13 protein-coding genes are annotated in these 10,661 nt (G+C 66.1%); 4 read left to right on the forward strand and 9 right to left on the reverse strand.

The window, feature by feature from the left end; all coding sequences use genetic code 11:
* Nucleotides 1-42 precede the first annotated feature (42 nt).
* A complete protein-coding gene (locus ABS45_RS12640; protein WP_291555885.1) occupies nt 43-738 on the reverse strand; it encodes a Bax inhibitor-1/YccA family protein in 696 nt (231 codons plus the stop codon).
* A 185-nt stretch (nt 739-923) separates the two neighbouring features.
* On the opposite strand from ABS45_RS12640, the gene ABS45_RS12645 reads away from it, so the two are divergent.
* The 3 genes from ABS45_RS12645 to ABS45_RS12655 all read left to right on the forward strand — a co-directional run bounded on the left by ABS45_RS12645 (nt 924) and on the right by ABS45_RS12655 (nt 3,347).
* Nucleotides 924-1,331 carry a heme-binding protein gene (locus tag ABS45_RS12645; protein WP_291555887.1) on the forward strand — a complete coding sequence of 136 codons (408 nt, stop codon included), beginning with the start codon at nt 924-926 and terminating at the stop codon, nt 1,329-1,331.
* 176 nt (nt 1,332-1,507) lie between these two features.
* Nucleotides 1,508-2,086 carry an FABP family protein gene (locus ABS45_RS12650; protein WP_291555889.1) on the forward strand — a complete coding sequence of 193 codons (579 nt, stop codon included), beginning with the start codon at nt 1,508-1,510 and terminating at the stop codon, nt 2,084-2,086.
* Nucleotides 2,087-2,282: 196 nt separating this feature from the next.
* On the forward strand, nt 2,283-3,347 hold the full coding sequence (locus ABS45_RS12655; RefSeq protein WP_291555891.1) for a hypothetical protein: 1,065 nt from the start codon (nt 2,283-2,285) through the stop codon (nt 3,345-3,347).
* A 24-nt stretch (nt 3,348-3,371) separates the two neighbouring features.
* Here the strand turns inward: ABS45_RS12655 and ABS45_RS12660 are convergent, their stop codons facing one another.
* The 5 genes from ABS45_RS12660 to ABS45_RS12680 all read right to left on the reverse strand — a co-directional run bounded on the left by ABS45_RS12660 (nt 3,372) and on the right by ABS45_RS12680 (nt 5,989).
* Complete coding sequence (locus tag ABS45_RS12660) at nt 3,372-3,785, reverse strand: biopolymer transporter ExbD (protein WP_291555893.1); 414 nt, start codon at nt 3,783-3,785, stop codon at nt 3,372-3,374.
* 4 nt (nt 3,786-3,789) lie between these two features.
* Entirely contained in the window at nt 3,790-4,506 is a 717-nt protein-coding gene (locus tag ABS45_RS12665) for a MotA/TolQ/ExbB proton channel family protein (protein ID WP_291555895.1), read from the reverse strand.
* A gap of 9 nt (nt 4,507-4,515) precedes the next feature.
* Nucleotides 4,516-5,268 (reverse strand): energy transducer TonB, encoded by a 753-nt coding sequence (locus tag ABS45_RS12670; protein WP_291555897.1) that lies wholly within the window; start codon nt 5,266-5,268, stop codon nt 4,516-4,518.
* Nucleotides 5,269-5,343: 75 nt separating this feature from the next.
* Nucleotides 5,344-5,568, reverse strand: a complete 225-nt coding sequence (locus ABS45_RS12675; protein ID WP_291555898.1) for a (2Fe-2S)-binding protein — start codon at nt 5,566-5,568, stop codon at nt 5,344-5,346.
* A 133-nt stretch (nt 5,569-5,701) separates the two neighbouring features.
* Nucleotides 5,702-5,989: an SWIB/MDM2 domain-containing protein gene (locus ABS45_RS12680; RefSeq protein ID WP_024537848.1), complete on the reverse strand. Its 288-nt coding sequence runs from the start codon at nt 5,987-5,989 to the stop codon at nt 5,702-5,704.
* A gap of 201 nt (nt 5,990-6,190) precedes the next feature.
* Here ABS45_RS12680 and rraA point away from each other — a divergent pair, with 201 nt between their 5' ends.
* On the forward strand, nt 6,191-6,697 hold the full coding sequence (gene rraA / locus ABS45_RS12685; protein ID WP_291555901.1) for a ribonuclease E activity regulator RraA: 507 nt from the start codon (nt 6,191-6,193) through the stop codon (nt 6,695-6,697).
* On the opposite strand, the gene ABS45_RS12690 is transcribed toward rraA, so the two are convergent.
* From ABS45_RS12690 to ABS45_RS12700, 3 genes are read right to left on the reverse strand one after another with little or no spacing between them, the layout of a single operon-like run.
* Nucleotides 6,672-7,619, reverse strand: a complete 948-nt coding sequence (locus ABS45_RS12690) for a DMT family transporter (RefSeq protein ID WP_291555903.1) — start codon at nt 7,617-7,619, stop codon at nt 6,672-6,674. The genes rraA and ABS45_RS12690 overlap by 26 nt on opposite strands.
* A complete protein-coding gene (mnmC, locus tag ABS45_RS12695; protein WP_291555905.1) occupies nt 7,616-9,556 on the reverse strand; it encodes an FAD-dependent 5-carboxymethylaminomethyl-2-thiouridine(34) oxidoreductase MnmC in 1,941 nt (646 codons plus the stop codon). The genes ABS45_RS12690 and mnmC overlap by 4 nt, the downstream gene beginning before the upstream one ends.
* Before the next feature lie 6 nt (nt 9,557-9,562).
* Complete coding sequence (locus tag ABS45_RS12700; protein WP_291555907.1) at nt 9,563-10,570, reverse strand: D-2-hydroxyacid dehydrogenase family protein; 1,008 nt, start codon at nt 10,568-10,570, stop codon at nt 9,563-9,565.
* Nucleotides 10,571-10,661 lie beyond the last annotated feature (91 nt).

A 10,661-nucleotide genomic window follows, 5' to 3' on the forward strand; every position in this document is an offset into this window, starting at 1 on the left:
AAAATGCCCCGCCAGGCGGGGCATTCGTGCGGGGCGTTGGCGTCAGTCGCTGTTGCCGCCAAAAATGCCCAGCAGTGCCAGCAGACTCTGGAATACGTTGAAGATGTCCAGGTAAAGGGCCAGCGTGGCGCTGATGTAGTTGGTTTCGCCGCCGTCGAGCACGCGCTTGATGTCGTACAGCATGAAGGCGCTGAAGATGCCGATTGCGGCGACCGAGATCGCCAGCATGCCGGCGGTGGAGCCGACGAAGACGTTGATGACCGCGCCGATCACCAGCACGATGGCGCCGACGAACAGCCATTTGCCCAGACCCGAGAGGTCGCGCTTGATCACGCTGGACAGGCTTGCCATCACGAAGAACACGCCGGCGGTACCGGCGAAGGCCGTCATGATCAGGCTGGCGCCGTTGCTCTTGCCCAGCACCATGCCGATCAGGTTGGACAGCATCAGGCCCATGAAGAAGGTGAAGGCCAGCAGTACGGCCACGCCCTTGCCGGAGTTCTTGGTCTTCTCGATCGCGAACATGAAGGCGAAGGCGCCGCCCAGAAAGACGATCAGGCCCACGCCGCCGCGCATGGCTTGCATGATGCCGGTGGCAACGCCGACCCAGGCACCGAGCACCGTGGGCACCAGGCTGAGTGCCAGCAGCCAATAGGTATTGCGCAGAACGCGGTGGCGCTCCTCGCTGGAAACGCCGTAGCCGGCAGCGGAACCCATGCGGGTAATGTCGGTGTTCATGGTCTTGGTTTCCTCCATGCGGCACATGCCGCTGACCTGTTGATTCTATGTGGTGCAAAAAGTGCCCGATGCAATACCGCCGTATTGCCTTGTTTCGAGTCAGAAGTGTTTTGCATGCAGATATTGTGTGCCGATATCCGTATCGGGCTATGCTGGTGGTTTTTCAAACCATACGGAGCCCATGCATGAAAACCCAATCCACCCTTGAATTGTCCGATGTGAAGCAGATTGCCGCGGCTGCCGAAGCCGAGGCGCTGAAGAATGGCTGGGCCGTGGCGATTGCCATCGTCGACGCGGGCGGCCACCCGTTGTGGCTGCAGCGCCTGGACGGCTGCGCGCAGATGTCGGCTTATGTGGCGCCGGCCAAGGCGCGCTCGGCGGCTCTGGGCCGGCGCGAGACCAGGAACTTCGAGGAAATGATCAACAACGGGCGCACGGCGTTTCTGTCGGTGCCCGAACTCGATGGCCTGATGGAAGGCGGCGTGCCCATCATGAAGGATGGTCAGTGCATCGGCGCCGTCGGCGTGAGCGGCGTGAAATCGGTGCAGGACGCGCAGGTGGCGCAGGCCGGCATTGCGGCGCTGGGGCTGTAGGACGACGGTAGCCGATAGCCTTGAGGCTATCGGAGCCATTGAATTTTCGAATGCAGGCCATGAGTCAAGTGCCTATACTGGGCTGGTGGTCGCACTTGCGACACACCGATGGGCGGCGAGCCCTTGTGACATGCCGCTTTTCTTAAAGTGCATAGCAACGAAAAGGAGTACGAGGCATGGCTGAAATTCATGGACCGCAGCGCTTGGGGCCGTTGACGCCGTTTGTCGGTCACTGGGAGGGCAATGTCGGCGTTGACCTGTCCTACCACAACGAGGATGACGAGACCGGCAAGACCAGCTATTTCGAGAAGGCGTGGTTCAAGCCGATTCCCCAGACCAAGAATGGCAAGCAGGTGCTTGAGGGCCTGAACTACGGGATGACCGCCTGGCGTCACGGCGAGGAAGCGATGGATCCATTCCACGACGAGGTCGGCTTCCTGCTCTGGGACAAGGCGACCGGTCAGATCCTGCGTACCGTGGTATTTGGCCGTGGCATCGCGATTCAGGCGGGCAGCATCGCCAAGCCGCGCGATACGGTGTTGCACTTCAATGCCAAACCGGGCGACCCCTGCCTGGGCATTCTGCAAAACCCTTATCTGAAGGAGCGTGCGGAGCTGATGGATTTCAAGAGCAGCTTCACCTTCAACAAGGATGGAACCTTGAGCTATGACTCCACGCTGGTGCTCAGGCTGGTGGCCGATGGCAACAAGGAGATGAAGCACACCGACACCAATACGCTGCACAAGGTGGGTTGAAGGACTAACGCATCAAAAAAGCGGCCTCTTCGGAGGCTGTTTTTGCCTGCTGCGCTCGGGGACTTATGCGTGGCGGCGTTTCGTTTGCTTTCAAATCGATGTGCAGCCTTCACGCGGCGAAGGCAGGCGATCACGTCGGGCGCTTACGGTGCGTGCGTGGCCCGATGCAGGTCACGTCCGAACAAGGAGACTGGCCATGACCCACCTTCACGACCCCGTGTTGCGTTTGTTTCGGTGGCCCGCCATCGCGCTGGCTTGCGCTGGGGCGCTGGGGCTGGGGGGTTGTGGTGGCGGTGCGGATGAGGGCCCCGCTGGCGGTGGCACCCTGCCGCCCCAGGGGGTAGGCCTGGCGGCACGCGTGGCGGCCGCGACGCAGACCGCGCAAAGCGAGGGCAACGACTGCGCACCGCTGCGCCCCTTCTACTGGGAGGTGGGCGACGCGCAGGGCCGTTTGGGCGGCGCTTCGGTGACCGGGCCGGAACAGACTGCAGTTTCGGATGACACTGTGATGGCGATTGCGTCGGCGTCGAAGTGGTTGTACGGGGCCTACGTGGTGCAGTGGCGCCACGGCCAGCCGAGCGACGACGACGTGAAATTCCTCACGTTTCGCAGCGGCTACACCCATTTTTCACGGTGTCTTCCCGGGCAAACGGTCGACGCGTGCGAGGCCTATGCCAACAATGGCGTGTATTCGCCGGCTGCCGATGGTCTGTTCTCCTATGGCGGTGGCCACATGGAAAAACATGCCAGTCTGATCGGGCTAGGCGCAGCTGACAATGCCGCGCTGGCGGTGGCCGTGCAGGGCCAGCTTGGCAGCGACGTGGCGCTGTGGTACGCCCAGCCGCAGCTTGCCGGTGGCGTGGTGACCAGTGCCGCCAGTTACGCCGTGTTCCTGCGCAAAGTCCTCTCAGGCCAATTGCTGATGAAGGCGGCGCTTGGCACGCATGCGGTGTGTACCAACCCGGCCACCTGTGCCCAGGCGCTCAATGCGCCGGTGCCCCGCACCGAGAGTTTCCATTACTCGATCGGGCACTGGGTGGAAGATGACCCTGTCGATGGCGACGGCGCGTTCAGCAGCGCCGGGGCATTTGGTTTTTATCCCTGGATCGATGCGAGCGAGCACTGGTACGGCATCCTTGCCCGCCACGACGTGAGCGGCATCACCAATCCGGATGCCCCCGATTCGGGTGGCCAGGGCTACGCATCGCTGCGTTGCGGTCGCCTGATCCGCGCGGCCTGGATCGACGGCGTGGCACGTTGAGCGCCACGCGGGCCAAAGAAAGGCTCAGTCCTTTTCCGGATCGGTCACGAAACCGATCTTGCGTATGCCTGCGCGCTGCGCCGCCGACATGGCCTTGGCCACATATTCGTAGCGCACGTCCTTGTCGCCGCGGATGTGCAGGTCGGGTTGTGGGTCCTTGGAGGCTTCCTGGTACAGGCGCGCCTCCAGTTCTTCGGGCGTGATGTCGGTCTCGTTCCAGTGGTAGCGGCCATCGGCGGTGATCGTCAGGCGGATGGTTTCGGGCTGGACGATCTCTTTCTGGCTCACGGCGCGTGGCAGCTGCACCGGCACGGCGTGGTTCATCACCGGGATGGTGATGATGAAAATGATGAGCAGCACCAGCGTGACGTCGACCAGTGGCGTCACGTTGATCTCGTTCATCACGTCATCGGTGTCGTCCTGCGTTCCGAAGGACATGGCCTCAGCCCTTCTTCATCGGCAGCACGTTGCCGGCTTCGCCGGGCGGGTTCACGCGCGCGCCGGTGACGAAATAGGCGTGCAGGTCGTGCGCGAAGCTGCCGAGCTGGTTCAGGATCCACTTGTTGCCGCGCACCAGCGCGTTGTAGCCCAGCACCGCGGGGATCGCGACCGCCAGACCGAAGGCGGTCATGATGAGCGCCTCGCCGATCGGGCCGGCGACCTTGTCTATGGTAGAGGCGCCCGCGCTGCTGATCGCCATCAGCGCGTGGTAGATGCCCCAGACTGTGCCAAACAGGCCGACGAAGGGTGCGGTCGAGCCTATGGACGCTAGCACGGCCAGGCCGGACTGGATGCTGGCGGTGAACTCGTCGATGCAGTTGCGCAGGCAGCGCGTGATCCAGTCGCTCACGTCCAGCGTGTCGTGCAAATGGGTCTGGGTGTTGCGGTGGTGTGCGTTGGCCTCGCGTGCCTCCAGCGCCAGGTAGATGAACGGATTGCCCGGGCGGTTGCCCAGCTTGGTCAGGCCGGCGGCGAAGTCTTCGCTGTGCCAGAAGTCGCGCGCGTTGCGTGCATCGCGCTTGAAACGCACGATGTTCAATGCCTTCACGATGATCACTATCCAGGTCAGCAGCGACATGCCCAGCAGCAATGCTGCCGTGGCCCGGGTGACGAAGTCTCCCTGTTCCCAGAGGTGCCAGAGGCCGAGTTGTGATTCCATGGTGTGTCTTCAGTGGGTCAGAACGAAATTGATGGGCTGCAGGTGCCACATGGCTTCGGGCACGCCGTTCTTGGTGCCGGGCACGAAACGCCAGCGCGAGACGGTCTTGACCGCCGCCTGGTCCAGTCGCTCAAAGCCGCTGGATTCTTTCACCTGCACCTGCTGCGGCAGACCGTCGGTGCCGATCAGCACGCGCAGCACGACGAGGCCTTGCTCGCCCAGACGCCGGCTGACGGCGGGGTAGGTGGGCGGCGGGTTGTTCAGGTAGCTGGCGTTGCTGGAGGGCGCGACCACGGCCGGTGCCGCTGGCGGGGCCGGCGGTGCGGGTGGCGGCGGCGCCACGGGTGCCAGGATGGGCGGCGCTGGCGGTTGCGGTTCGACCACGCCTACGGGGGCGTCAGGCGCTGGCGCCGTGTCTGCAAGGGCCACCGGCATCGGCGCCGGCTGCGGTGCCACTGCCTTGCGTGGCGATGGCGCGTGGCGCACCGTGGGCGGCGGCGGTGGTGCCTTGGGTTTGGGTGGCGCGGGCGGTGGCGGCGGGAGAGGAACGGGCGGTGCCGGCGCTGGCGTGGGTGGTGGTGGGGGTGCGGGGGTGATGAGATCGCTGATCACCTGCACTGGCACGATCACTTCCACGGCCTGGCGCAGCAGACCGTTTTGCGCCGCCCACAGTGCAAGCACATGGAGCGCCACGACCGAGCCGACGATGGCGGTGGTGCGGCTGAGGCCGGTGGTACGGGCGTATGGCTCGAAGTGACTCATGAAAAGATAGCTGGCAGCGCCCGCCCGGACAGCGCTGCAGGTGTATTCAAGAAGAATGAGGCAGTAGCAGCCGGTTCAGCCAGCAAAGGTGTGCCGGGCTGCCTGATCAGCTTCGTTGTGCAATGCGGCAACGGTTGCTGACGCACTGCACTGCGCAGCCACCTCGCGTGCCGTCTGCTCGCAGCAGCCGCACTGGGTGGCGACGCCGAGCTCCATCTGGATTTCGTCAAAGCTCAGGCCGGCGCGCGCGTGGCGTGCGATCTCGCGGTCGGAAATGCGGTGGCAGACACAGACGATCATGACAACAGTTCAGAAGCTCATGTGCTTGCGATTATAAATGAGAATCTGTCGCATTCAAATAGTCTTGTCTCTTTTTCTGCACGCATGAAAAAACCGGCCTTGGCCGGTTCGTTCATGGTGCACGCACGGCGCTTCAGCTGACGTGCTTGCCGATCAGGCCGGCGAGCTCGAACATCGAGACCTGCGACTTGCCGAACAGCTCCTTGAGCTTGGCGTCGGCGTTGATCATGCGCTTGTTGGTGGCGTCTTGCAGCTTGTGCTTCTTGATGTAGACCCAGAGCTGCTTGACGATTTCGGTGCGTGCCAGCGGCTTGGCACCAACGACGGCAGCCAGCGCGGCGTCCGGTGTCAGGGGCTTCATGAAGGCGGCGTTCGGGGTGCGCTTTTTGGCGGCGGGTGCCTTCTTTGCTGCAGTGGCCATGTTCGGTGTTCCTTGTGTTGTCAAATAGGTGGCGCCAGCGTCAAGCGACGGCTCCACTGGCCCACGGATACTAGCGGGAATTCAGCGCTTGCCAAGGGGCGGCGCGGTTTTTTGCCACGGTGCTGCGCCGGTTGCGGCATGGCGGCAACAGTGGCGGCGCAAAATCGGCGTTTCGCTGTTCCATTTTCAACAGTTTCTCCCATGTCCAACCTCCACAACATCAGTACCTGCGACCTGTGCGATGCGCACAAAAACGATACGAGTGGCGCGTTTCGCGTGTTGCCGCCCGTATTCCTCTCCTTTGGCGGGCGGGCATCGTTCCATGGCTCGGTCAGCACCCTCAAGTGCTTTGAAGACAACGCGCTGGTGAAAGAGGCTGTCCATCAGCCCGGGGCGGGGCGCGTGCTGGTGGTCGATGGTGGTGGCTCGCTGCGCCGTGCGCTGGTGGGCGGCAACCTGGCGGCGGCGGCGGCGCGCAACGGCTGGGCCGGCATCGTCGTCAACGGCTGTGTGCGCGACGTGGCCGAGCTCAACGCCGAGGCCGTGGGCCTGCGCGCGCTGGCGCTGATTCCGATGGCGACCGAAAAGCGCGGCAGCGGCCAGGCCGATGTGCCGGTGCAGGTGCAGGGCGTCTGGGTGCGTCCGGGCGATTGGCTTTATGCCGACGCCGACGGCATCGTCGTCAGCGATCGCGCCATACACGGCTGATCAGGCTCGCGGGCAGCGTGGCCAGCACCACGCTGGCCAGTGCCAGTGCAAACGCCAGCAGCTGCACACCCTGCATGCGCTCACCCAGCGCCAGCACGCCGACCAGCGCGGCGCTGACCGGCAGCAGCACCGTGAACACGCCGGCCTGCGAGGCCGGCACCACGCTGAGCCCGGTCATCCACAGCCAGACCGACCACATGCAGGCGGCGAGCGCATAGAACAGCAGCAGCAGCCAGACCGGCCCGCTGACCGCGGCAAAATCGAAGCGCAGGGCCAGCAGCGCGCCGGCAGGGGTGGCCAGGGCAAAGCCCCAGAGATTGATCAAGGCCGAAATGCGCCGCGGGCCCAGCGTGCCGGTGAGGTGTTTGCCGATCACCGAATACGCCGCCTCACACAATGAAGCGGCCAGCAGCAGCGCCATCCCCAGCCATTGAAAATTTGGATCGTTTTTGGCCTCCAGCGCTTGTCCATCCAGCGCTGACAGCTCCTGTTTATGGAGTGAAAACAGCGCGATCCCTGCCACCGCGCAGGCAATCGCCACCCAGGTGCGTGCGCTGATGCGTTCGTGCAGAAAGAGCCAGCTCAGCAGCGCCACGCAGGCGGGAATCGACGCCATGATCAGGCCGGCCGTGGTCGCGCTGGTCAGGCTCACGCCGTAGATCATGAACACCGTGAAAAGGAAATTGCCCAGCAGCGCATGCAAGAACAACAGCCCTTTGGCGCGGCGCGTGAGCAGCGGCTCGCCGGGCGGCTTGCGCAGCCAGCCCAGCATCGCCACCGCGCCTATGCCAAAGCGCAGCCAGGCCAGCAGCAGCACCGGGAAGGCGAGGGCCAGCGGTTTGGACAGCGCCACGTAGCTGCCCACGAGCACCATGCTCAGCGCCAGGCAGGCAAAGGCAAGGGGGCGTGAAGGCGGGGTCAAGAGCGTGAAGAGGCGGCGGCGGTGGGCGATTGTGCCGCGCGCGCCAGCCGCTCGGTGGCCATGGCGCGCGCCAGCGCCGAATCCAGCGGCAGGGGTTCATCGTGCAGGCGGGCCGCGAGCAGTTCGGCGCACAGCAGTGCCAGCGTGGCGCCGCGCGCGCCCAAGCCGGTGCAGACCCACAGGCCCGGCAGCTCCGCGCCGCCCGCGAGGTCGGTCAGTGGGCCGACCAGCGGCAGGTGATCGGGCGTGGTGCAGCGCACGCCGGACCATGCCTGTAGCGGCGGCGCGGCGGGCGTGGCAAACACCGGTTGCAGCGCAGCGGCCAAGGCGGGTAGCAGTATCTGCAGCTTGGCGAAATTGGCGTGGTGCGCGGCGGCGGTTTCGCGCTCGGTCAACGGCAAAGTGGATGCATCGCGCTCAAAGGTCGAACCGCAGACCCAGGCCTCCCCGCCTGCGAGCGGCACATGCGCGATCAGGTTGCCGTGCCCGTTCACCGGCATCGCAGGCCAAGGCGCTGCGGCGGACTGCGGCGTGTGCCAGCCCCAGCTCGCCATGCCGCGCACCGATTGCAGCGGCAGCGGCTGGCCGGTCAGCAACGCACTGGCCGGGCCTGCGCAGACCGCGACCGCATCCGCTTCGGTGATGGGCCCGCCCCGTGCATCGGTCAGCCGCCAGCGTGCATCGGCTGCTTCGATGGCCGCGACCGATTGCCCCGTTCGCACGCTGATGCCCGGCTGCGCCAGCAAGCGTGCTATCAGCGCCGCCGGCTGCAGCCAGCCGGCGCTGGCGTGCCAAAGCGCGGGCGCATCGGCGTCCAGCCCGGCCCGAGCGCATTGCGTGGCGCTGACCGGGCGGGTCCAGTGCTGCCATGCGTCGCTGTCGCCCGCCGGGCGACTGGCGTGGTCGACGGCATGCTCCAGCACGCCGTGCATGGCCCAGGCGCTGCCCTCCAGATCACCGGCCAGGGTCGTCAACGCCCGCAGCGTGGCGCGCACGCCGGCGCGCGAGAGGCGCGAGATCACGCTGTCGTCGGGCGAGCTGTGCGGCGCAAAAATGGCGGCGGGCACGCCCGAAGCGCCGGCGGCGGGGTGTCGGCCGACATCGAGCACCGTCACCTGCCAGCCGCGCTGCGCCAGTTGCCAGGCCACGGCCGCGCCCGCCAGCCCCGCGCCCACCACGGCGCAGCGCCGGCCGGCGGGCAGGGGGATGGCAGGCAGTGCCGGGCGCGTGGCATGCGGCTGCCAGGGCGGGGCGTACACCGCATGCAGGTTCTCGCGCTTGGGTGGCACGCCGGCCACTTTCTGTAACGCAAAGCCGCACTGCGTCAGCGCGTCACGCACGCTGCGCGCGGCGCTCCAGGTGGCCAGGCGCGTGCCGCGGCGGCAGCAGCGCGCCACTGCCTTGAGCGTGTGCAGGCTCCACAGATCGGGGTTGACGCGCGGCGCAAAGCCGTCCAAAAACACGCTGTCCGCCTGCGGGCGCTGCGCCCGCAGCATGGCCTGCGCATCGCCGATCAAGAGCGTCAGCAGCACCCGCCCGCCTTCAAACGCCAGCCGGTGCACGCCCGGCACCAGGCCGCGTGCCTGCTGCGCCAGCCTTGCCGCCAGCGCTTGCAGTTCGGCATCCGGCGGTGCGGCGCGCAGCAGGTCCTGGGCGCTTACGGGCCAGGCCTCGCACGAGATGAAGTGCAGCCGCTGCGGGCGGCTGGCATCGGCGCGCCATGCGGCCCAGGTGACGAGGAAATTCAGCCCGAGCCCGAAGCCGGTCTCCAGAATGCGCCACTGCGCCTGATCGGCCCAGGCCGCGGGCAGACCGCAACCCCGCAGAAACACGCCGTGCGCCTGGTCCAGCCCGTGGCCCGCGCTGGCGCGGTAGCGGTCGCCAAAGCGCGGGTTGGCCGGGGTGCCGTCGGCCAGCCAATCGACGGGTTCCGCCATCGCGCGTCAGCGGCGCATCTGCAGCGCGCCGGGGTTGACGATGTTGGTCGGCGTGCCCTTCATGTAGTTGATGACGTTGTCGAACGCGGCGCCGAAGTAGAGCTCGTAGTTGTCCTGCTCGACATAGCCGATGTGCGGCGTGCAGATGCAGTTCTCCAGCCGCAAGAGCGCGTGGCCTTGCAGGATGGGTTCGCTCTCGAACACGTCGATCGCGGCCATGCCGGGGCGGCCGCGGTTGAGCGCCGCCACCAGCGCATCGGGCTGCAGCAGCTCGGCGCGCGAGGTGTTCACCAGCAGCGCCGTCGGCTTCATCAGCGACAGGTCTTCCAGCGTGATCAGGTGCTGCGTTGCCTCATTGAGCCGCAGGTGCAGCGAGATCACGTCGCACTGCTCGAAAAATTCGGCGCGCGTGGCAGCCGCCTGGTAGCCATCGGCCAGCGCCTTGGTGCGCGAGGCATCGCTGCCCCAGATGCGCACGTTCATGCCAAAGGCGCGGCCATAGCCGGCAACGATCTGGCCGATGCGCCCATAGCCCCAGATGCCCAGCGTGCGCCCGCGCAGCACCTGCCCCAGGCCGAAGTTGGGCGGCATCGAGCCCGCGCGCAGCCCGGCCTGCTGCCACGCGCCGTGCTTGAGGCTGGCGATGTAGTGCGGCAGGCGGCGCATGGCGGTCATCATCAGCGCCCAGGTCAGCTCGGCCGGCGCTACGGGTGAGCTGGTGCCCTCGGCCACGGCAATGCCGCGCTCGGTGCAAGCCGCCAGGTCGATATGCGGTCCCATGCGCCCGGTCTGGGCAATGAACTTCAGGCGCGGGAGTTTTTCCACGAGCTGGCGCGTGATGTGGGTGCGCTCGCGGATCAGCACCAGGATGTCCGCGTCGCGCAGTCGCACCGACAGCTGCCCCAGCCCCTTGACGGTGTTGGTATAGACCTTGGCGGAATAGCTTGCGAGGCGTTCCGCGCAGCGCAACTTGCGCACGGTGTCCTGGTAGTCGTCCAGGATGACGATATTCATTGCAGGCAATGGCTCAGCGCCGGCTGGTTTCCCGCCAGGGCGTCAATGGGGTTCAGTGGTTGCGGCAGCGCCGCTCGCTTATTGTCGTTGA

Source organism: Comamonas sp. SCN 65-56, assembly GCF_001724135.1.
In the GTDB taxonomy this organism is placed as follows: domain Bacteria; phylum Pseudomonadota; class Gammaproteobacteria; order Burkholderiales; family Burkholderiaceae_C; genus Comamonas_C.